The organism is Arthrobacter sp. UYCu511 (assembly GCF_040547105.1).
Lineage (GTDB): Bacteria > Actinomycetota > Actinomycetes > Actinomycetales > Micrococcaceae > Specibacter > Specibacter psychrochitiniphilus.
The window spans coordinates 249,444-269,495 of sequence record NZ_JBEPPB010000002.1 but is presented as its reverse complement, the minus strand read 5'-3'; the positions used below and the strand labels follow the sequence as shown (position 1 = coordinate 269,495).

Genomic DNA, 20,052 nt, shown 5'->3' with positions numbered 1-20,052 from the left:
CTATCCCTTTGGACAGTCCGGAGGGGCGCAGGCGAAGCCATTTGGTGGCACAAAGTAGGCTTTAATACGTGGCTTTGAACAAAATTGTGCTCTTTTACGGCTTTACTCCCCTTAGCGATCCAGAAGCGATCAAGCTCTGGCAACGTGCCCTGTGCGAAAAGCTCAGCCTTAAGGGGCGCATCATCATCTCCAAAGATGGCATCAATGCAACTGTTGGCGGTGACATTAGGGACGTCAAGCAGTACCTCAAAACCACGCGTGAATACCCTGGCTTCAAGAACATGGACATCAAATGGTCAGACGGCACGGGGGATGATTTTCCCCGCCTGAGTGTGAAGGCCCGGGACGAGATTGTCAGCTTCGGTGCCCCCGGTGAACTCAAAGTGGATGAAAATGGCGTGGTTGGCGGTGGCACGCACCTGTTGCCGCAAGAGCTTCACGAACTTGTTGCCGAGAAGGAATCCAAGGGTGAAGAAGTTGTATTCTTCGACGGCCGTAACGCCTTCGAGGCGCAAATCGGCAAATTTAAGAACGCCATTGTGCCCGACGTCGAGACGACCCACGACTTCATTAAAGAACTTGACTCGGGCAAGTACGACGATCTTAAAGACAAGCCGGTGGTCACCTACTGCACCGGCGGTATCCGCTGTGAAGTGCTCAGCTCCCTCATGGTCAACCGCGGTTTTAAAGAGGTTTATCAAATGGACGGCGGCATTGTCCGCTATGGGGAAACCTTCAAAGACAAGGGTCTCTGGGAGGGCTCTCTCTACGTCTTCGACAAGCGCATGCACATGGAATTCAGCGAGGAAGCCAAAGAAGTTGGCCATTGTATCCGCTGCAACAACCCCAGTAACAAGTTCGAAAACTGCTCCAACCCCAGCTGCCGCAACCTGAACCTGTACTGCACCAGCTGCGCCGCGAACCCATCAACACTGCAATGCCCGCAAGGCTGCACCGAATAGCCCTGGGGTTCACGGATTAAGCTGGAGTTCCTGAGGAAGGAATGACCATGTGGAACGATTATGGACTGACATGGGGTGACGCCGCCCGAGTGGTGCTCTCCGCGATTGCCCTCTACCTTTTTGTCTTGTTATTGATTAGGTTCTTGGGCCAACGCACCATGGCGAGCTTGTCTAGTTGGGACCTCGCTGCGGCGGTGGCGCTCGGTGCCGTTGTTGGCCGGGCAATCTTGGGCTACACACCCACGCTTTTGGCTGGTGCTTTGGGCTTGGTTACCTTATTGACGTTGCAGGCACTCACGGGTCAGTTGCGCCGTTTTCCCCGCGCCGAGGCGGTCGTGAGCAATCGTGCCTACCTACTCATGGCTGGCAGCGAGATTGTTCCAGCAAACTTGTGGCGCACCCATGTTTCCGAACAGGAGATTACCGTACGGCTACGCTTGGCCGGTATCCGCAGCCGCACGGAGATCGCCGCCGTAATCCTCGAAGCAACGGGTGAGATCAGCGTTCTGCGGGTAGGCATTGGCATCGAGCCAAGTTTTTTGGCGAATGTGAAGGGCGCGGAACTAATCCCGGCAGCCTTCTTAGCCCAGCCACAGGACTGATCCAGCCACTGATGGCTACTCGCGGAGCTAGAGTCCCATCAAAGCTGGTGCCCTCACCGTGGTGCTAAAAATCATGACCGCCGTCGCCAATACCAGGGACATTTGGATGGTATCTGCCCAAATGCACTCGCCGGGTGAAGCGGATGGCCGGCCGGATGAGCATTTCTATACTTCCCAGGACAAACAGCCACGTACCCATATGGGTTAACGCCGGTGAAAAGAACAAAATACTCCCCACCAGAAACCACAGCCCTATCAAGAGGTCGTTGACTATGCTGATTGTTTCGTAGCGTTGGCGAATGATGAGTTCCTCATGGCCCAGGTGCAGAATCAAGGGCTGCTCAGATTCGCCCCCACCGTCTCGCCTAGATTTTGCATCCATGGGCAAACCATACCGTGGTGGTCAACGGGCGTTGCAGACTCGTTAGGCTTGATCCATGACTGATTTCGCTACGATCCCCGACGCCCCGCAAAGTGATAACCCTGACATCCTTGCCGGATTGGCCCACGACCTGACAGCCATCAATTACACGGTCGACGGTGTGGCGGAGCTCCTTGGCAAGGACGCGAACCAGGCGCTGGGTAGAGACCAAACCGTACCGGCAGCACTGCTGCTGCGCACCAACACCTCGCCGCTGGCCACACTAGTGAAGGTGTGGCTGGTGGACCAGAGCGTCCCTGCCGCGGAGCTGGCCGGCGCACTGCCATCAACCGGTGTTGAAGCGTTGCTGAAAATGGGCATCGTGGAAGGTGCCGGAACCCCGGGTATGGTTCGTGCCGCCGTCGACCTCCGCCCTTACGGCTGGCCCGCAGCTACGGAAGATACAGCGGAGACTAACCTGTGGGTGGCCAGCGATCTCGGCGCACACCAGCGTCCTGGCGTGCTGCGCAAGGATCACGTGCTGGGTATTGGGCAGGCCTCTCTGACACTGGCGCAAGGGACCATGCGCCGCACCGTTGAGAGGGCGCTGGATTTGGGCACCGGGTGCGGCATTCAGCTGTTCCACCTGCTCAGCCATGCCAAAGCCGTGGTTGCCACCGACATCTCCGAGCGTGCACTGGCCTTCACCCGTTTCAATCTGGCTCTCAATGCACAGGCTCTTGGCCTCACACAGGCTGACCTTGAACCAACCAACCCGGGCGCCCGCGTGTCCCTGCGCCTGGGCAGCCTGCTGGAACCTGTCGCGGGGGAGCGCTTTGATCTGGTGGTTTCCAATCCGCCGTTCGTCATCACACCCCGTCACCGAGGGGAACAGAGCAGCGAACAATTCACGTACCGCGACGGCGGCATGGCTGGGGACGCCATCGTGGAGTCTCTGGTGCGCGAACTGCCCACCGTGCTGGCCACCGGCGGTACGGCACAGATGTTGGGCAACTGGGAAATCCAGCATAGTGCGGACAGCACCAGCTCGGGCTCGGGCACCAGCGTGCTGTGGCATACCCGCCCCGCGCAATGGCTGGCACCGGGAATTGAGGCGTGGTTCATTCAACGCGAGCAGGTGTCCCCGGGCGGCTATGCCGAAACCTGGCTCCAGGATGCCTCGCAGGGCCGTGACCAGGTGGCCTATGCCAACGCTTATGAGGACTACCTGCTCGATTTCGCCTCCCGCGAGGTGGCCGGAATCGGCTTCGGTTACATTGTGCTGCGCCGTCCCACGGCGCAAGAAACCGTTGATGAACCTCGCTTCGAGGAAATTCTGTACCCCATCGAACAACCCGTTGGCCCTCATCTGGCAGACGCCTTGGAGCGTGCACAATGGCTCAAGGCGCATCCAGACCTCACCTTCGAATATCTCTTAGTGGCCTCGGACGTCACGGAGGAACGCCATCAGAAGCCTGGGGCAGAACATCCCGGCGTGATCCTCCTTCGCCAGGGAGCTGGATTGCGGCGCACCAACTTGCTCAGCACCGAGCTGGCCGGCTTTGTTTCCGCGTGCGACGGCGACCTCACCGCCGGGCAGATCATCGGCGCCTTGGCTGTGTTGATGGAACGTGACGACGCTGAATTCACCCAATCCCTGGCACGGGACGTACGCAACTTGGTGCGCGACGGCTTCTTGCTCCCGGCCTGAGACTTTCCCCGCCCGCCCCTCACATCCGCTACCGCCCCCCACATCCGCGCCCTGTCTACCGGGCGCGGATGTGGGGGGGCGGTAGCGCTGACCCGACTGGCACTACCAACTGGCACTACCGACTGGGGCCACCGTGTGGTGCAAATGACATATCTGGACGGGACAGGTTCGCTGCGGGAGATTCTGCGAAGCGTCCACGGCACGGGGAAGCGGTTCTCCCATGGCCTTGATCCGCAACGACGAAGAAGTTGCCGAAGAGCCAAAATACGTGGGATTTGACCCGGAGATTGCGGTCCTCGGCTCGCGCCACGCGCTCCCTAAGGCCTTATCTGAGCTGCCCATCAGCAAGACCATTTTCCTTGTTGATGAAAACGAATAAAACCCGGTACCGCCGCCTTCCCAACGGTTGCTCCGGCAAGCCAAATTTCCCCGGCAGTACGCGTTCACAGTAAAAATATGGTGAACTAGCTCAGGGGACACCGTTCGTCCACCATTCATTCCCTGTAGGAGTACCGTGCCCAGCAAGGCAGCAGCCAGCAAGCCCAAGACCGGCAAAAAGCTCGTTATTGTAGAGTCCCCTGCCAAAAGCAAGACCATCGCCAAGTACTTGGGCGAGGGGTTCGTTGTTGAGGCCTCGATCGGGCACATTCGCGACCTGCCGCAGCCTTCCGAGCTGCCCGCAGAGCTGAAGAAGTCCTCGATCGGCAAGTTCGCAGTGGACCTTGAAAACGACTTCAAGCCGTACTACGTCATCTCTTCAGATAAGAAGAAGAAGGTGGCCGAGCTCAAGGCGCAGCTCAAGGACGCCGATGAACTTTACCTCGCAACTGATGGGGATCGCGAAGGCGAAGCTATTGCGTGGCACCTGCTCGAGGTACTCAAGCCCAAGGTGCCCGTGCATCGGATGACCTTTGCCGAAATCACCAAGGAATCGCTCCAGCGCGCCCTGGGAAACCTGCGTGAACTTGATACAGACCTTGTTGATGCGCAGGAAACCCGCCGAGTAGTTGACCGCCTGTTCGGCTACGAGCTTTCCCCGGTGCTGTGGCGCAAGGTGGCCCCGAAGCTTTCCGCCGGCCGCGTGCAGTCAGTGGTGACCCGCATGGTGGTTGAGCGTGAGCGTGAACGCATGGCCTTCCGCTCCGCCAACTATTGGGACCTGGCTGGAACCTTCAGTACCACTGACACCGGCGAGTCTTTCAGTGCCAAGCTGGCCGCGGTGGATGGCAAACGTGTTGCCTCGGGCCGTGATTTTAGTGATCAGGGCGTGCTGACCGGCAAGAACGTTACACACCTGGACGAGGTTGCCGCCAAGGCCCTCGCGGCAGGGTTGCAGGATGTTGAATTTTCAGTCCGTTCGGTGGAACACAAGCCGTACACCCGCCGCCCGGCCCCGCCGTTTACTACCTCCACACTGCAGCAGGAGGCGGGGCGTAAGCTGCGCTTCTCCTCCAAATCGACCATGTCGACAGCCCAGCGCCTGTATGAAAATGGTTACATCACGTATATGCGTACGGATTCTTCTTCGCTGAGCGATGAGGCCGTCAACGCTGCCCGCCGGCAGGCTTCGGAGCTGTACGGCCCCGAATTCGTGCCCGCCGCCAAGCGTGTTTACGCCAGCAAGAGCGCCAACGCCCAAGAAGCCCACGAGGCCATCCGTCCCGCCGGTGACTCTTTCCGTACCCCGGCTCAGGTTGCCAGCGCCCTGCGAGGAGATGAGTTCAAGCTCTACGAGCTGATCTGGAAGCGCACCGTTGCTTCTCAGATGGCTGATGCCAAGGGCTCGACGGCGACCATCAAGTTGGGTGCCAAAGCCTCCGGTGGCGCTGCTGATGGGCAGGATGCCGAGTTCTCAGCTTCAGGTACTGTCATCACCTTCCGTGGTTTCCTGGCCGCGTATGAGGAAGGCCGGGATGAGTCCCGCAACGCCTCCGATGATTCAGACCGCCGCCTGCCCAACGTCAAGGAAAATGACTCTCTGAGCGCCGCCGATGTCCAGGCCAATGGCCATGACACCACGCCTCCGCCGCGCTTTACGGAAGCATCCCTGACCAAGGAAATGGAAGAGCGCGGAATTGGCCGCCCGTCCACTTACGCCTCTACCTTGTCCACCATCATGGACCGCGGTTATGTTCGCAAGCAGGGTTCCGCCCTGGTGCCGAGCTGGATCGCGTTCTCCGTGGTGCGCTTGCTGGAACTGCACTTCACCGATTACGTGGACTACGAGTTCACTGCCGGTATGGAAAAGGGTTTGGACAGGATCGCCAACGGCCAGGAGCAAGGCTCCGACTGGCTGACCCATTTCTACTTTGGTGATGACGGCAACCGCGGTTTGCAGGACATTGTCAATAACCTTGGCGACATTGACGCTCGCGAGATTAACTCTATGCCCATCACCGACACCTTGGTGTTGCGTGTGGGTAAGTTTGGCCCGTACCTGGAATCCACCGTCCCCACGGTGGATGCCAAAACCGGTGAAATTATTGAGGCGGCCCGCGCCAATGTGCCCGAGGATCTGGCTCCGGATGAGCTCACGCCCGAAAAGGCGCAAGAACTCATGGACACTGCCGCCCCTGAGGAACGTGTTCTGGGAGCGGATCCCGTTTCCGGCAACACAGTGGTGGCCAAAAACGGGCGTTACGGTCCGTATGTCACCGAAGTCATTCCGGAAATGACAGAAGAGCAAATCGCCAACCAGCCGGTGGAGTACTACAAGAACGGCAAGCCGAAGCCGCCGAAGAAGCCCGTTAAGGTCAAGCCGCGGACCGGTTCAATTTTCAAAGCCATGAGCGTGGAAACCGTCACGCTGGATGAAGCTTTGGCGATCATGAGCCTGCCGCGAGTCTTGGGTGCAGACGCTGAGGGCAACGAAATCACTGTGCAGAACGGCCGCTTTGGCCCGTATCTGAAGAAGGGTTCGGACTCGCGCTCCATCGGCTCCGAGGAAGAGATCTTCACCATCACGTTGGAAGCGGCGTTGGAGATATACTCCCAGCCCAAGCAGCGAGGCGCGCGCGCCGCGGTGCCGCCCTTGGCAGAGTTTGGTGAAGACCCCGTTTCAGGCAAGAACATTGTGGTGAAGGAGGGCCGCTTTGGCCCCTACATCACTGACGGCGTTACTAACATCACGGTGCCCCGCGGAACCGAAGTTGAACAGCTGACTCGGGAAACCGCCGTCGAGCTTCTGGCCGACAAGCGTGAGCGAGGTCCCGTTAAACGGACTGCGAAGGCGCCTGCCAAGAAGCCCGCAGCCAAGGCCCCGACTAAGAAGAAGGCACCTGCCAAGAAGTAGCCGAGAAGTACTAACAAGTAAAAAAATTTCAAGAGCCCATTCAGGGTATGGAAAAGCCCCGCCCAGGCGGGGCTTTTCCATACCCTGAAGCCTTTTATAAGCAGCTTCCTACGCTGGTGGCGGGGGTTGAGCAGGCTGAAACCCGTCGATGGTATGCGTAACATAAAGCTCGATGGGAATGTGATCTGTATCATCGTGCAGGTAGCTCTCTTGTGTGCTGCCTATCACGATCCATGGTGGTTCGTTGCAGCCGCAGGCGCTCGTATCCACCTGACACATCCAGCTTCCACGGGGAAAAATGAAACTTCGCCATCGCAAGGGCAGAAACGCGATTGTTGCGGCTCTGGCCGCGGCCACGCTGACCCTGGCCTCCACCGCCGTCGTACTTCCAGGGGCAAATGCTGCCGTGGCGCCTGCGCTTGCCCCTGCGGTTCTTGCCGTTAATGCACCTTCGGGTTCAGTTCCTGTGACTCCCGTGGGTGCACCCGCGACCGTCCCCGGACTGAAGACATGGACAGCAGCCACCGGCGCATTCACCCTAGGTGACGGCGCCAAAGTGATCGGTGCTGATGCGCCGCTTAGAGGCGAACTTGCCACTGAACTCTCCTCGATTCTTGATCGCACCGTGGGCACTGCAGCTACCGGTGCCATAGCCGGAGATATCGAAGTTGCCGTAGATACTTCCCGCAGTGCCGCGCTGGGCGAGGAAGGCTACGAGCTTGTGGTCGGTGAAACGCTCAAGGTCACCGGAGCAACCACCACAGGTGCCTTCTACGGAGCCCAGACCATCCTGCAATTGATGACTCAGGGCAATGTCGTCAACAAGGGAAGCTCCATTGACTTCCCGCGGTACCAAGAGCGCGGCGTCGGCTTGTGCGCATGCCAGTTGAAAATCTCTATGGAATCTCTAGAGCGCACCATGAAGGATATGGCGTACAACAAGCTTAACCAGCTGTGGTTGGAAACGAAGCTGAAATCGGATGCCTACCCCAACGCCAATTTCTGGTCCTATTACACCAAGGCTGAAGCCGCCCAGATCAGCGCATGGGCAAAAAAATATCACATCAATTTGATTCTGGAAGTTAACTCTCCCGGTCACATGCGTCCTTGGCTCTACAAGTACCCTGAGTTGCAGTTAGTTAACAACGCTGGTGTTAAGAAGGAAAATCAGCTGGACATCAGCAAGCCCGAGGCCTTGGAAATGGTCACGACTCTGGCTGACGAATACGCCGCGGCGTTCCCGGATTCGCCTTACTGGCATATGGGCGGTGACGAATACATGATCAGTGACAGCTACAGCAACTACTCACAGTTTGCTGCCTTTGTCGCTGCGAACCCGGACAAGTTCCCAGCCGGTTCCGGCCCCGGCGATGTGTTCATCTGGTTCATGAACCAGGTCAATGCCCACGTCAAGGCCAACGGCAAGACGCTGCGTATTTGGAACGACGGCGTGCCAGCCTCCAGTGTTGTCAAGCTGGATACTGACATTGTGGTTGAGCACTGGGTTAACTCCGGCCCCACGCCTCAGGCATTGCTGGATTCAGGCCACAACGTGCAGAACTCCATGCAGGGGCTGTACTTCAACCGACCTGGCGCCTATAACGTGAACCTGGCCAACCTATGGAACACGGGTTGGACGCCGGAGAAGTTCGACGGCGGACGAACCGCCACTGATGTGCCCGGCAAGGGCAAAATCATCGGAGCGAAGCTCTCAGCATGGCCCGATGACACACCCGCAGCCACTGAGGCAATGGTTGAGGAACAGATGTTCGCGACCATGCGTTTCCTGGCCCAGGCAACATGGGGTAGCCCCAAACCCACAGCTGACTTCACCCAGTTCACCACCTTGACCAATAAGCTTGGCCGGGCCCCCGGGTACAACAGCTACAACCGCACACCCCTTGGTAACGGTGGCTACACCATCTCCACAGCAAATAAGTCAGTCAATGCGGCGGCCGCTGGCGTCACTGTTTCAACAGCCCCCAATAGCACTTGGACCCTGGCTGCCACCACTGACAACTACTACAAGATAACTGCTGAGAATGGCCAGTGCTTGGCCATGGCTGGTGGCACGTTGTGGCTAGAAGCGCCCATGGATCAGGACTTGGCACCTTCGCTTTCCACATGCACCACAACAGACCGTCGCGTGAACAACCTGCAAAAATGGGAAGTTCTCAAAGTTGATGGCGGCTACATGATTCGCAACGCCATCACCCAGATGCCTCTGAGCGTGAATGCTTCGGGAGCGTTGACGCAACAAGCTGCTGATGTGCTGGCACCGAGTGTCTTCGCCTTGGCAGGAGACCTCTCCACTAGCGTGACGGGCCCGGCCAGGGTTGTTGCTGGCACGCCGGTTTCCATCACCGTCAAGGTTGAGAACCGTACAGCCAGCACGGTTACGGGTGCTGTGGTTACCCCCACTGTTCCAGCCGGCTGGGCGCTCTCACCAGCATCCATCACTGTCGGAGAATTGAGCGCAGGAGCAGAAAAAACAGCAAAATTCACCGTAACTCCCGGCGCTGAAACACCCTACGGTAACTTCACCCTTTCCTCCTCGACCGCTTACACAGTGGGTGCCGAGTCTAAGATCAGTTCGTCGAGCACCACAGGATTGCTGACTTGCTCCGCAGTTCCTGTACGCCCTGTTGCTGCGGTTGTTGACAGCTTCAACAACGGCGGCGGGGAAATCACCCCGGGGTCCAATGCCATTGACGGTGATCCCAATACGTTCTGGGGAACCGCGTGGACGCCCTCCAACGCCCCGCTGCCACACACCATTAAGGTGGTTCTGGGCAAGGAGATGAGCATCTGTGCCGTCAATGCGCTGCCACGTCAAGGAACGAGTTCAGGTGCGGTTAATGGCCGTATCAAGGACTACGAAATTTACGTCAGCAACAGTGCTGATTCCTTGGGTACCAAGGTTGCCCAAGGAACCTTCCCCAACGTAGCCACGATGCAGAGTGTCGCGCTAGATTCTCCTGCCGTGGGACAGTTCCTGACTCTGAAAGCATTGTCGGAGCAGGCAGGTAATCCCTGGACTACGTTGGCAGAGTTGACCGTTGATTCAGTGGACTCAGCCCTAGTTCCGACGGTCCCTGCGACGACTGCCCCGGCAACAACCGATCCGGCAACAACGGCACCGGTAACGACTGCCCCGGCCACAACCGATCCGGCAACGACGGCGCCGGTAACGACGGCTCCGGCCACGACTGCCCCGGCAACGACGGCTCCTGCGACGACTACGCCGGTAACCTCGGCTCCTGCGACGACGGCGCCGGTAACGACGGCGCCCGCGACGGCTACAACGGTTGCTATGACCACGCCGACGGCCGAGGTCGTTGCTAAGGATGTTCGCCAGGGTCAAGCCCTGACGTTCACAGGTTCCGGGTTCCAGCCTGGCGAGCCAGTCTCCGGCGTTGTTCACAGTGAGCCGGTAGACCTTGGCACAACCGTGGCAGATGCCAATGGAAACGTTTCGTTCCTCTGGAATGTGCCTGCCAACTTCGCAGTGGGGGAGCACACCGTGATCCTCAGTGGTGAACACTCGCATCGTGTGGTTGAAGCCGTCTTTACTGTTTTGCCCACCTCGACCACCGAGCAAGGCAACAGCGATCTGGCTAACACCGGGGCAAACACCAGTGCCCTTTGGGTCGGTGCACTGTTGATGGCGTTGATGGGCGCCGGCATGGTCCTTGGAAACCGCCGCCGCGCAGGTCAGCACAAGTAGCTAACTGCTCAAACGAGGCCCTCTGGTGGCAAAGCGAGGCAATACGCTTCGCCACCGGGCGGCCTTCTGCATGGAATGGGTTCCGAGGGACAATAATGGGCTTATGAGATTAGGCGTACTCGACATTGGGTCAAATACAGTCCACCTGCTGCTTGTTGATGCGCGCCCCGGGGCAAACCCCGTGCCCTACGCCTCCCACAAGCGCCCGTTGAGCTTGGTGAAGTACCTTGATGATGAAGGAAACATCAGCGACGAGGGCCAACATGAGCTGATTGAGTTCATCCTTGAGGCGTGGGAATTTGCTGCCAAGCACAAGGCAAAGGATTTGTTGGCGTTCTGCACCTCAGCCATCCGTGAATCCACCAATGGTGCGGCCGTACTGGCCAGGGTCCAGCATGAGACCACTGTCCGCCTGACCGAACTGACCGGTGAAGAGGAGTCTGCAATGACGTTCTTTGCCGTGCGTCGTTGGCTCGGCTGGGGTGCGGGAACCATTTTGAACCTTGACATAGGCGGTGGTTCCTTTGAGATCTCCCAGGGCGAGAACGAGCTGCCAGTCCTGGCCCATTCGGTGCCGTTGGGTGCCGGGCGGCTGACCCGGGAATGGTTGGCTGAGGACCCGCCCACGGCCAAAAGCATTAAGGAACTGCGCAAGCACATCAAATCGACGCTCAAGGAACCTATCGCGGAAACCAAGAAGCTCGGTGTCCCGAACATCGTGACGGGCTCTTCCAAAACATTCCGTGCGCTGGCACGCATAACGGGCGCTGCGCCGTCGTCCATGGGGCCCTATGTGCGCCGGGAACTTCATCTGAGCGATCTTGGCTTGTGGTCCCAACGGCTCTCAGCGATGTCCTCGGCGGACAGATTGTTCTTGCCGGGTGTCTCATCCGCACGGGCACAACAGGTGCTGGCCGGGGCGCTCGTGGCACAGAGCGCCCTTGAAATGTTCAATGTGACGAGCATGCAAATCAGTCCCTGGGCGCTGCGCGAAGGTTTGATTCTGCGGCGCCTTGACCAGTTGGTCTTTGATGGCCCGCTGGACCCGCCTGCACATGTTGCTAAGCTGAGAAATTCGGATACTAAGTAGTAGAAAGGATGTCAGGACCTATGGATTCAACCAGCCCTAATCACGGCGCCGATGTTCCCAAGGCTCCACGGCGGCACATTCCCGTGGCACTTTCCACGGCATCTGTGTATCCACTTTCGGTGCATGACGGGTTCGCGGTGGCGGCGGATTTGGGGTACGACGGCGTCGAGGTGCTCGTGACACACAACGGTGACAGCCAGGATTCATCCGCACTGAACCGGCTGGCCGAACGGTATGAGCAACCCATTTTGGCGATCCATGCGCCTACGCTCTTGTTGACGCAGCAGGTTTGGGGCAGTGCCTGGAACAAGGTGCAGCGCTCAGCCCAGATGGCGGTGGATGTGGGCGCCGAGGTAGTGGTGGTGCATCCGCCGTTCCGCTGGCAGAACGGTTACGCCGAAACTTTTGCCCAGGGTGTACGCGATATTGCTGACGCTTTTGGAGTACGTATTGCAGTGGAAAACATGTACCCGTGGCGTGTCCGCGGACGCGAGGCATTGGCCTATCTGCCGCATTGGGATCCGGTGCGCATGGACTACCAGGACGTTACCTGGGACTTTTCGCATGCTGCCACGGCCGACGCTTCGAGCTTGGACGCCGTGCGGGCCCTCGGTAGCCGGCTGCGCCACGTCCACCTCACCGACGGGATTTCCCCGTCTACAAAGGACCAGCACCTGGTTCCGGGACGCGGCACGCAGGAGTGCGTTGAGGTGCTCCAGCACATTGCCCATAGCGGGTTCGACGGCGCGGTGGTCGCCGAAGTTTCCACTCGCAAGGCCAAGGGCGCCGGGCAGCGCGAGGAATGGCTGGCCGAGACCCTTGAATTTGCGCGAGTGCATTTGGGCCAGACAGCGCCCTAGCGGGCCCGCGGCACCGTGGGCTGAGGGCTCGGTGCGTTGGCGGTACCGTGCGTTGACCGCGCTGCGGCTCTCGCTTGTCGGGGCCAAGAGACGTTTAACGTGAAATCGCCGGAGACGTCGTCACCAGTGGATGGGGGGAATCACTGGCGAGATCTCCGGCGATTTGATTGGTCTTCAGGACAAGACCAATCCGATCATCACTCGCACCCTTATGAGGTATTTAAAAGACTACGGGCGGCTCTTGAGAATAGCCCGGGCGCAAGCTGTGCATTTGCCGTTAAACAATTTTTGTGCGCCTTCTGAGCCCTGAACCCGGGGTTCTGCGTTGCCCCAGCTTGCGTGTGTCGCCGGTGCAAAGCAAAGATGGAGACATGATGAAAAAGATTGTGTTTCTGGGTTGTGGCTCTATGGGCGAGGCCATTCTGGCGGGCATGCTGGCCGCGGGGGTATCGCCGCTGTCGGTTGTTGTCACGGTGCGCCGCCCGGAGCGAGCCAATGAACTGGCAATCAGGCACGGTGTTACGGCGCTGGCCTCAAATGAGGAATCCGGTGCCAACGCTCAGGCTGTTGAGGGGGCAAGCGTGGTGATCCTTGGCGTCAAGCCGGTAGGGATCACGGCCTTGTGCCAAGAAATTGCCGGTTCGCTCGAGTCCAACGCTGTGGTGATCAGCGTTGCCGCAGCGGTTTCGCTTGCACAGTTGGAAGGGGCGCTGCGCCCGGGACAGCCCGTGGTGCGTTCCATGCCGAACACGCCGCTAAAGGTTGGCAGGGGCGTTGTGGCGCTATCCGCCGGATCATCCGTTGACGAGCATCATCTTGCCAGCGCCCATGAGATTTTCGATGGTTCGGGTGTGGTTCTGGATATTGCAGAAGATCAGCAAAACGCTGTTTCAGCCATCAGCGGTTCCGGCCCGGCCTACGCATTTTACTTAGCTGAGGCCATGGCGGCTGCGGCGCAGGACTTTGGGCTCTCGCCCCAGATAGCCCATGTGCTTGCCCGCGAGACCGTAGCAGGGGCCGGGATGATGCTTGCGGAGCCGGGGGCCAACGCCACTGAGCTGCGCCGTGCCGTGACAAGTCCCAATGGGACCACGGAACAAGCCATCGCCAGCTTTGATCGCGAAGGCCTGCCCGGAATTATCCTCAAGGGTGCTCAAGCAGCTGCAGCAAGGGCCGCGGAGATCACGAAGGAGCTTTCCGCCCTCAACTGACGCTAGTGCAGCATTGGTCACATTTTTCACGACGCTAGTGCAGCAACGGTTAGTTGAGTCAGAACGCTATAGCTCTGGGCCCCATAGCTGGGATAGGGTCCGGCAGATGGGCCCCATTGCTGGGATAGGGTCCGCACGGGGGCTGGGGCAAGGGCAGGTCAGGAGGCGGCTTCCAGCGCTAACAGCAGGGCCTTGGCCTCGGGGCCACCCAGGTACGCGCCTGAGCGCCCGTCAGAGCGGACAACCCGGTGACAGGGAACCACCAGCGGCAGTGGATTGCGGGCACACGCTGTTCCCACAGCTCTCACAGCCCGCGGACTGGACGTCATGGCAGCCACCGCGGCGTAGCTGGCCGTATGCCCGTACGTGATCTGCGGCAGATAATCCAGAACCTCGCGCCGAAAGCCTTGCGCAAGCCTAAAATCCAAGGTCAGATCGAAGCGCCTCCGGTGCCCGGCGAAGTACTCATCCAGTTCGCGTGCAGCCGCATCAAGGCGTGCCGGTGCCAGAAATATCCGTGGGCTGATGCTCGCCGCTAGCGAGTCCAGCACGGAATCGTGGCCTTCGGAGGCGAAGGCCACCCGCACCAGTCCGGCCTCTGTGCGGGCCAACAACAGTGAACCCACCGGCGAATCGACTACGCGGTAGGCCACATCCACCAGCCCCTCGGCGGCCGCGGCAGCAGAAAAGTGACCGGCCAGCGCAGCCAAGGCCGCAGCCTCGCCGCCGGTAAGCGGTGCCAAAACTTCCGGAATTCCAGTCTCACTCATTGCCCCTCAATCCTTTCCGTGTCCCTTACCATCGCCGCCCAGCAGAGCACGCAGCGCCGCCATTGCATCAGAGGCGGCCCGCCGCGCAGCCGCCTCCGAATTCCCCAACAAAGCCGCCACCTCCGCATAGGGCAGCCCCACCAAATGGTGATAGACAACGGCCTCGCGCTGGCGCTGCGGCAACCTCGCCAACGCCGCCCACACGGCCGCAGCCGTTTCACCTGCCTCCACGGCATGTACGACGACGTCCCCGCCTTCCAGGGGACCGTCACCAGCGGTCTCCATGGGTTCCGGGACGCGGGCCGTGCGGCGCAAGTGGTCCAGTGACTTGTTGCGTGCGATCGTGACAAGCCAGGCCTGCCAATTCACAACCTTTTGCGCTGTCGGGTAGGTCCGCAGGGCTGCCAGGAAGGTTTCCTGCCAGACATCGTCGGCGTCCACAACCCCCACCATCGCCCGGCATACCCGCAGCACGGCGGTTCCGTGGGCAGAAACCAGCATCTCAAAGGGCGGTGGAGCTGCACGGGGTGCAGCCGCTGCCCGTGCCAATCCGGCCCCGCCCGATTCGTTCATGCTCACTTAGAACAGCCTCACCTAGAACAGCGCCTCAGTGTGCCCCAGCGCTGGGTTCTCCAACTCCAGAAGAAACTCCTTGCGCTTCAAGCCGCCGGCATAGCCCACCAGTGAACCATCGGCACCAACCACGCGGTGGCACGGGACAATGATGCTGAGGGGATTGCGGCCGTTGGCAGAGCCCACGGCCTGCGCCATGGAGGGATCGCCCAGCATTGACGCTAGCGCCCCATACGTTCGCAGCTCACCATAAGGAATCTGACTCAGCGCATCCCAAACCCGCTGCTGGAACGGAGAGCCTACGGGAGCCAGTGGAATCGTAAACTCGCGCAGCGAGCCGGCAAAATACTCACCGAGCTGCTCAGTCGCGGCGCAGAGCACCGGTGAGCCTGGGGGCCCAACCAAGTCACCCAACGTCTCCCACGCTGGGCGGCGCTTATGCTCGGCCATGTACACGCCCGCCAACCCGGCGCGGTTCTCCACAAGGGTCAGCAGGCCCACGGGCGAGTCAATAATCAGGTGTTGCATTATCAAAAAACCTCCTGCCCTGTAGACGCACACCGCGTATAAAATGTGAGGTTAGGGCCGGGCGGCGAAGCGCTCCAGCAGGTCCACATAGCCTGAAACAATGAGCATATCTCGGCTGGAAACACGAGTATTTGGCTGGGCGTACGTGAAATCCTCACCCGGGGATTTCACGCCAACCACTGTCACCCCGTACCTGGAACGGACCTTGGATTCCTCCAGCGTAAAGCCCTGTGTTTCCTTGGGCGGGTACATTTTTACGATCGCGAAATCGTCGTCGAACTCGATGAAGTCAAGCATCCGCCCGCCCACTAGGTGCGCGGCTCTGACACCGGCGTCGGCCTCGGGGTAGATGACATGGTTGGCGCCAATGCGGGTCAGGATCTTGCCGTGCGACTGCGTGATCGCCTTGACCCACAGGTGCGCGATGCCCAGATCCACCAGGTTCACCGTGATGAGCACGCTGGATTCAATGGAGGTACCCACACCCACCACGGCGGAGCTGAAGTCCTGCGCGCCGAGCTGGCGCAGCGCGTCAATGTTGGTGGCGTCGGCCTCAACCACGTGGGTGAGCACGCCCGCCCACTTTTGGACCAGGGCCGGATCGCGTTCTATGGCCAACACTTCGCGGCCTTGCTTGACCAGTTGGTGTGCCGTGGCAGCCCCGAAGCGGCCCAGACCTATCACCAACACGGGCGCGTTGTGTGGTGGGCGGTTGCTGGAGTCTATTTTCTCAGCCAATGATGGGCCTCTCTTCCGGGTAGTGGTACAGCTGGCGGCGTTGGCGCAGAGCCAGCGCTGAGGCCAGGGTGATGGAGCCCACCCTGCCGAAGAACATCATGGCGGACAGGATGTACTTGCCCGACGGCGGCAGCTCGCCGCTGAGCCCCGTACTCAGTCCCACGGTGGCGAAGGCCGAGATGGTTTCAAAAAGGACCCGGTCAAGGCTTTCCCCGGAGATGGCTAGCAGGAGCCCGCAAGCAATCATGACGAAGGTGGCACCCATCATAATCACAGAGATGGCCACGCGCATGGTGCCTTGGGGGATGGTGCGGCCGTGGATTTTCACATCGTTATCACCCCGGGCCTCGGCCACAATGGCCAGGAACATCACAGCCAAGGTAGTGACCTTGATGCCTCCTGCTGTTGAGGCCGAACCGCCACCCACAAACATGAGGGCGTCGGTGAGCAACATGGTGGAGGAATGCATAGCATTCATATCCACCAGGTTAAATCCAAGGGACCGGGTCATGACGGAGGCGAACACGGAGTGCGTGATCTTGTCTCCCACACTCATCCCGCCAATGGTGTCAGGGTTGGTCCACTCCATGGCACCCCACAGGATGGCGCCGGACACTAACAGCATGAGCGAGACCTGGATGGTCAGTTTTGCGTGCAGCGTCCACTTTTTGAAGCGGAAGCCCGTGGCCAAAAGCACCATGAGCACCGGGAAGCCCAGGCTGCCGATGAAACCGCCAATCATGAGCGGGGTCAGGATCCACAGATCGGCTTCGTAGGGGACTACACCGTCTGAATGGGGTGTGAAGCCTGCGTTGTTGAAGGCGGAGATAGAGTAGAAAGTGGCGTGCCAGATGGCTTGGGGGAGGGGCTCGCCCAAGATCAGGAACCGCGGTGCCAACGCCAAAGCCAAGATCACCTCAATGGCTACGGACGTGCTGATGACGATGCGCAGCAAGGTACCCACTTCGCCCATGCGGCCAGCGTTCATGGCTTCCTGGGCAATGAGCTTCCCACGCACGCCGAGCCGCTTGCTGACCATCAGGGCCATCAACGAGGCGAGCGTCAAGATGCCCAAACCACCCACGAAGATGCCAATCAAGATCACCAATTGGCCAAAGAATGACCAATGCAAGGCTGTGGAGACGGTGGTAAGCCCCGTCACGCAGACAGCTGACGCCGCCGTGAACAGGGCGTCATAGAAGGCGGTGGCCTGACCATCCCGGGCTGCTGCTGGCAGACACAGGGTCAAGGTGAAGGCAAGAATAACCAGGGCAAAAACAATCAACGCCAACCTGGCGGGGGAACTATTGGCTACCCTGTCCACGAAATCGCGGACGCTCACTACAACGCGTACCGGCCAGTTGGGCAGCCATTGGGGAAGAACGGTTTTAACAGCCAACGCGGTACTTCCCCTCCTGCCGTAAGTTACTGTCACGAAATGCTCAAGAAGTCGCGGATACGTCATTTGTGCCCGGACTTCGATAGCCTGTGATGGATGTCATCAATTGCCAGCTCAGGGCCAGCGGCCGTCCCGACAAGCATAGTCTGCGATGCGGCTATGTCTGCGTACAATTTTGGCCCAAACCATCCTATGTCGCCCAAGCGCCTTGACCTGACGGCAACGCTTGCCCGTGAGCTGGGAATCTTTGATTTGCCCCAAGTTGATGTGGTGGAGGCCTATGTGGCTTCCGACGACGAACTTGCCGCAGTGCACACGCGCGACTACATTGACGCGGTGCATCGTGTGGGGCAGGACCCTACCCTCAGTGATCCAGAACGCGGGCTGGGCACGGAGGACGACCCCGTCTTTGCCGGCATTCATGAGGCAAGCGCACGGCTGGCTGGCGGCTCACTCGTGGCCGCCAACGCCATTATTAGTGGTGCCGTTCCCCGTGCAGTGAACTTTGGTGGCGGCATGCACCACGCCTTTGCCGATAAGGGCGCCGGCTTCTGTATTTACAACGACACCGCGCTTTGCATCCAAAAACTGCTCGATTCCGGTGTTTCCAAGATTGTTTACATCGACATTGATGCTCACCACGGTGATGGCACCGAAAAAATATTCTGGGATGAACCGCGTGTTTTGACCATTTCGCTGCATGAAAGCGGTGTGAGCCTGTTTCCTGGCACAGGGTTCGCCAACGATCTTGGCGGGCCGGGAGCCATAGGTTCCGCTGTCAACGTCGCTTTGCCGGCGGGCACCTCAGATGCCGGCTGGCTGAGAGCCTTCCACGCCGTCGTGCCTCAGTTGGTGGAAGCCTTTGCGCCGCAGGTAATTGTCAGTCAGCACGGGTGTGACTCACACCGGGACGATGAACTGACGCACTTGAACACCAGTGTGGACGGGCAGCGGGAGGCCGCGCTGAGCATTGCGGCGCTGGCTGACAAGGTGTGTGGTGGCCGTTGGATCGCCATGGGCGGCGGCGGGTACAACATTGTCTCCGTAGTGCCGAGGGTATGGAGCCATCTGATGGCGATTGCTGCCGGGCGCCCGGTCCCGCTGCGCACGGCAGTTCCTGAGGCGTGGCGCAGTTATGTAGCGGAGAAGTACGGCAAGGTTGCGCCGCTGCTCATGAGCGAAGACGCAGACACCTGGTGGCGTTCCTGGGAAGTTGGCTACAACCCCTCCGATGCGCTCGACCGAACCGTCATGGCCACACGGAAGGCCGTTTTCCCTCTCTACGGCTTGGACCCGTGGTTCGACTGATTCCAGCCGTACCCTGAAGCTCTTTAAGCGTTTCAAGATGCTGTGAGCGGCATATGTCGCTAGGGTAGTGGGATGGTTGTTGAAAAAGTCTTTGCGGTGATCGCCGAAAGCACCCGTCGGGATCTTTTAGAAGCGCTGGCCCAAGAGAGTAAATCGGTGGGGCAGCTGGTTGATGAATTGGGTGTTTCACAACCCACAGTCTCGAAGCACTTGCGCGTGCTGCGTGAAGCCGGAGTGGTGACTATGCGTGCGCAAGGTCAAAAACGCTATTACCTCATCAATACCGAGCCGCTTGCCCTGGTATCCACATGGCTGGAAACCCTCGGGGCCACCGGAGCTGCCCGCGCGGCGAGCACAACCGCGGGGGCTGGGGCTTCTGCCGTTGGTAGTGTGCCCGCCGCCGCACCTGTGGTGAAGGTTCGCCCCGCGGCTACGGCTTCCCCTGCTGTGCCTGCCGCTGCTGTACCAACCCCTGCGGTACCAACTCCTGTTCCGGTTTCTACTCCTGTAGTTGCGCCGGAGCCTGCGCGCCAACTGGTACCTGCCGCAGCGGGTACCGATTCCCACATGAGCGATTCCGCCGTGGCTGCTTCCCACGTGACCGATTCGGAACAGCTGAGGAACGCTACGGCCGTGGCGCCCTTCGATAGCGTGCACTCCGGTGTTGCGCAGCCGAATGAATACGAAGGCGGTGTACCCGGACAAATCAGCCGCAGTATGGGCAGGGCGGCGAATAAGGCTGCCGATCTGTTGGCTAACTTGCCCGCCCTACCCGCGTTCAAGCGACGCAAAAGCTAAAAATAACAAAAAAATCTTACTGCTTGATCAAGATACGTATGATCATGCATAAAATACTGAATTGTGAGAAAAATTAGTCTAAGTGGCACCATGACTGGAAAATTGCCACAGAGCATATTTAT

At 59.6% G+C, this 20,052-nt stretch carries 17 protein-coding genes; 11 read left to right on the top strand and 6 right to left on the bottom strand.

The annotated features are described in order from the left end of the window. Window positions 1-68 precede the first annotated feature (68 nt). Complete coding sequence (gene trhO, locus ABIB48_RS04530) at window positions 69-962, top strand: oxygen-dependent tRNA uridine(34) hydroxylase TrhO (RefSeq protein WP_110105146.1); 894 nt, start codon at window positions 69-71, stop codon at window positions 960-962. A gap of 47 nt (window positions 963-1,009) precedes the next feature. Continuing rightward, complete coding sequence (locus tag ABIB48_RS04525; RefSeq protein WP_110105145.1) at window positions 1,010-1,564, top strand: DUF421 domain-containing protein; 555 nt, start codon at window positions 1,010-1,012, stop codon at window positions 1,562-1,564. A 64-nt stretch (window positions 1,565-1,628) separates the two neighbouring features. Here ABIB48_RS04525 and ABIB48_RS04520 read toward each other — a convergent pair whose 3' ends face one another. Next, a complete protein-coding gene (locus tag ABIB48_RS04520; protein WP_110105144.1) occupies window positions 1,629-1,946 on the bottom strand; it encodes a YrhK family protein in 318 nt (105 codons plus the stop codon). A 55-nt stretch (window positions 1,947-2,001) separates the two neighbouring features. Between ABIB48_RS04520 and ABIB48_RS04515 the strand changes: the two genes are divergently transcribed. The 7 genes from ABIB48_RS04515 (at window position 2,002) to proC (ending at window position 13,816) form a co-directional block, all read left to right on the top strand. Next, window positions 2,002-3,636 (top strand): DUF7059 domain-containing protein, encoded by a 1,635-nt coding sequence (locus ABIB48_RS04515; RefSeq protein ID WP_315913969.1) that lies wholly within the window; start codon window positions 2,002-2,004, stop codon window positions 3,634-3,636. Between the two features lie 220 nt (window positions 3,637-3,856). Then, the gene (locus ABIB48_RS04510; RefSeq protein ID WP_354212265.1) at window positions 3,857-4,015 is read left to right on the top strand and encodes a hypothetical protein; all 159 of its coding nucleotides are present in this window, start codon (window positions 3,857-3,859) and stop codon (window positions 4,013-4,015) included. Window positions 4,016-4,150: 135 nt separating this feature from the next. Then, window positions 4,151-6,928: a type I DNA topoisomerase gene (gene topA, locus ABIB48_RS04505; protein WP_354212264.1), complete on the top strand. Its 2,778-nt coding sequence runs from the start codon at window positions 4,151-4,153 to the stop codon at window positions 6,926-6,928. A 298-nt stretch (window positions 6,929-7,226) separates the two neighbouring features. Next, window positions 7,227-10,655 (top strand): family 20 glycosylhydrolase, encoded by a 3,429-nt coding sequence (locus ABIB48_RS04500; RefSeq protein WP_354212263.1) that lies wholly within the window; start codon window positions 7,227-7,229, stop codon window positions 10,653-10,655. 103 nt (window positions 10,656-10,758) lie between these two features. Beyond that, entirely contained in the window at window positions 10,759-11,745 is a 987-nt protein-coding gene (locus ABIB48_RS04495) for a Ppx/GppA phosphatase family protein (protein WP_354212262.1), read from the top strand. Window positions 11,746-11,765: 20 nt separating this feature from the next. Further along, a complete protein-coding gene (locus ABIB48_RS04490) occupies window positions 11,766-12,605 on the top strand; it encodes a sugar phosphate isomerase/epimerase family protein (RefSeq protein ID WP_354212261.1) in 840 nt (279 codons plus the stop codon). Between the two features lie 371 nt (window positions 12,606-12,976). Further along, window positions 12,977-13,816 carry a pyrroline-5-carboxylate reductase gene (proC, locus tag ABIB48_RS04485; RefSeq protein ID WP_354212260.1) on the top strand — a complete coding sequence of 280 codons (840 nt, stop codon included), beginning with the start codon at window positions 12,977-12,979 and terminating at the stop codon, window positions 13,814-13,816. 158 nt (window positions 13,817-13,974) lie between these two features. On the opposite strand, the gene ABIB48_RS04480 is transcribed toward proC, so the two are convergent. Genes ABIB48_RS04480 through ABIB48_RS04460 form a run of 5 tightly spaced genes read right to left on the bottom strand, consistent with a single transcriptional unit; the run spans window position 13,975 to window position 17,794 of the window. Beyond that, the gene (locus ABIB48_RS04480) at window positions 13,975-14,586 is read right to left on the bottom strand and encodes a methylated-DNA--[protein]-cysteine S-methyltransferase (protein ID WP_354212259.1); all 612 of its coding nucleotides are present in this window, start codon (window positions 14,584-14,586) and stop codon (window positions 13,975-13,977) included. A 6-nt stretch (window positions 14,587-14,592) separates the two neighbouring features. Further along, entirely contained in the window at window positions 14,593-15,159 is a 567-nt protein-coding gene (locus ABIB48_RS04475; RefSeq protein ID WP_354212383.1) for an RNA polymerase sigma factor, read from the bottom strand. A gap of 21 nt (window positions 15,160-15,180) precedes the next feature. Further along, a complete protein-coding gene (locus tag ABIB48_RS04470; protein ID WP_354212258.1) occupies window positions 15,181-15,687 on the bottom strand; it encodes a methylated-DNA--[protein]-cysteine S-methyltransferase in 507 nt (168 codons plus the stop codon). Window positions 15,688-15,738: 51 nt separating this feature from the next. Next, the gene (locus ABIB48_RS04465; RefSeq protein WP_110105338.1) at window positions 15,739-16,377 is read right to left on the bottom strand and encodes a potassium channel family protein; all 639 of its coding nucleotides are present in this window, start codon (window positions 16,375-16,377) and stop codon (window positions 15,739-15,741) included. Window positions 16,378-16,417: 40 nt separating this feature from the next. Beyond that, window positions 16,418-17,794: a TrkH family potassium uptake protein gene (locus ABIB48_RS04460; protein WP_354212382.1), complete on the bottom strand. Its 1,377-nt coding sequence runs from the start codon at window positions 17,792-17,794 to the stop codon at window positions 16,418-16,420. A gap of 189 nt (window positions 17,795-17,983) precedes the next feature. Between ABIB48_RS04460 and ABIB48_RS04455 the strand changes: the two genes are divergently transcribed. Continuing rightward, a complete protein-coding gene (locus ABIB48_RS04455) occupies window positions 17,984-19,132 on the top strand; it encodes an acetoin utilization protein AcuC (RefSeq protein WP_354212257.1) in 1,149 nt (382 codons plus the stop codon). A 72-nt stretch (window positions 19,133-19,204) separates the two neighbouring features. Beyond that, entirely contained in the window at window positions 19,205-19,930 is a 726-nt protein-coding gene (locus ABIB48_RS04450; RefSeq protein ID WP_354212256.1) for an ArsR/SmtB family transcription factor, read from the top strand. The last annotated feature ends 122 nt before the right edge of the window (window positions 19,931-20,052 follow it).

What these genes read in the sequence shown, in the direction of transcription:
- ABIB48_RS04525 (WP_110105145.1), top strand. Translation starts at nt 1,010, where the DNA reads ATGTGGAACGATTATGGACTGACATGGGGTGACGCCGCCCGAGTGGTG.
- ABIB48_RS04520 (WP_110105144.1), bottom strand. Translation starts at nt 1,946, where the DNA reads ATGGATGCAAAATCTAGGCGAGACGGTGGGGGCGAATCTGAGCAGCCC.
- ABIB48_RS04515 (WP_315913969.1), top strand. Translation starts at nt 2,002, where the DNA reads ATGACTGATTTCGCTACGATCCCCGACGCCCCGCAAAGTGATAACCCT.
- ABIB48_RS04510 (WP_354212265.1), top strand. Translation starts at nt 3,857, where the DNA reads ATGGCCTTGATCCGCAACGACGAAGAAGTTGCCGAAGAGCCAAAATAC.
- ABIB48_RS04500 (WP_354212263.1), top strand. Translation starts at nt 7,227, where the DNA reads ATGAAACTTCGCCATCGCAAGGGCAGAAACGCGATTGTTGCGGCTCTG.
- ABIB48_RS04495 (WP_354212262.1), top strand. Translation starts at nt 10,759, where the DNA reads ATGAGATTAGGCGTACTCGACATTGGGTCAAATACAGTCCACCTGCTG.
- ABIB48_RS04490 (WP_354212261.1), top strand. Translation starts at nt 11,766, where the DNA reads ATGGATTCAACCAGCCCTAATCACGGCGCCGATGTTCCCAAGGCTCCA.
- proC (WP_354212260.1), top strand. Translation starts at nt 12,977, where the DNA reads ATGATGAAAAAGATTGTGTTTCTGGGTTGTGGCTCTATGGGCGAGGCC.
- ABIB48_RS04480 (WP_354212259.1), bottom strand. Translation starts at nt 14,586, where the DNA reads ATGAGTGAGACTGGAATTCCGGAAGTTTTGGCACCGCTTACCGGCGGC.
- ABIB48_RS04475 (WP_354212383.1), bottom strand. Translation starts at nt 15,159, where the DNA reads ATGAACGAATCGGGCGGGGCCGGATTGGCACGGGCAGCGGCTGCACCC.
- ABIB48_RS04470 (WP_354212258.1), bottom strand. Translation starts at nt 15,687, where the DNA reads ATGCAACACCTGATTATTGACTCGCCCGTGGGCCTGCTGACCCTTGTG.
- ABIB48_RS04455 (WP_354212257.1), top strand. Translation starts at nt 17,984, where the DNA reads ATGTCTGCGTACAATTTTGGCCCAAACCATCCTATGTCGCCCAAGCGC.
- ABIB48_RS04450 (WP_354212256.1), top strand. Translation starts at nt 19,205, where the DNA reads ATGGTTGTTGAAAAAGTCTTTGCGGTGATCGCCGAAAGCACCCGTCGG.